The sequence below is a fragment of the Streptomyces sp. 13-12-16 genome, assembly GCF_002114215.1.
Taxonomy (GTDB): domain Bacteria; phylum Actinomycetota; class Actinomycetes; order Streptomycetales; family Streptomycetaceae; genus Streptomyces.
In genome coordinates, this window is the sequence record NZ_NCTE01000644.1 from 1 (window position 1) to 848 (window position 848).

An 848-nucleotide genomic window follows, 5' to 3' on the forward strand; every position below is an offset into this window, starting at 1 on the left:
CACGCCTTCCTGAAGCGGGTGCGCAAGGAGATCGACACCCAGTACCCGGACACGGTGCTGCTGGCGGAGGCCAACCAGTGGCCGGAGGACGTCGTCGACTACTTCGGCGACTACGCCGCCGGCGGCGACGAGTGCCACATGGCGTTCCACTTCCCGGTCATGCCGCGCATCTTCATGGCGGTGCGCCGCGAGTCCCGCTACCCCGTCTCGGAGATCCTGGCCAAGACCCCGGCCATCCCGTCGGGCTGCCAGTGGGGCATCTTCCTGCGCAACCACGACGAGCTGACCCTGGAGATGGTCACCGACGAGGAACGCGACTACATGTGGGCGGAGTACGCCAAGGACCCCCGCATGCGCGCCAACATCGGCATCCGCCGCCGGCTCGCCCCGCTGCTGGACAACGACCGCAACCAGATCGAACTCTTCAACGCCCTGCTGCTCTCCCTGCCGGGCTCGCCGATCATCTACTACGGCGACGAGATCGGCATGGGGGACAACATCTGGCTCGGCGACCGCGACGCCGTCCGCACGCCGATGCAGTGGACACCGGACCGCAACGCCGGATTCTCCTCCTCCGACCCCGGCCGGCTGTTCCTGCCGACCATCATGGACCCGGTCTACGGCTACCAGGTCACCAACGTCGAGGCCTCCATGGCCTCCCCGTCCTCGCTGCTGCACTGGACCCGCCGGATGATCGAGATCCGCAAGCAGAACCCGGCCTTCGGCCTCGGCTCCTACACCGAGCTGCCGTCCTCCAACCCCGCCGTCCTCGCCTTCCTGCGCGAGTACGAGGACGACCTGGTGCTCTGCGTCAACAACTTCTCACGCTTCGCCCAGCCCACCGAGCT

At 67.6% G+C, this 848-nt stretch carries 1 protein-coding gene; it reads left to right on the top strand.

The features are described 5' to 3' along the window. Nucleotides 1-848: alpha-glucosidase C-terminal domain-containing protein (locus B7767_RS24875; RefSeq protein WP_179167271.1), on the top strand; the 848-nt coding region annotated here is incomplete at both ends.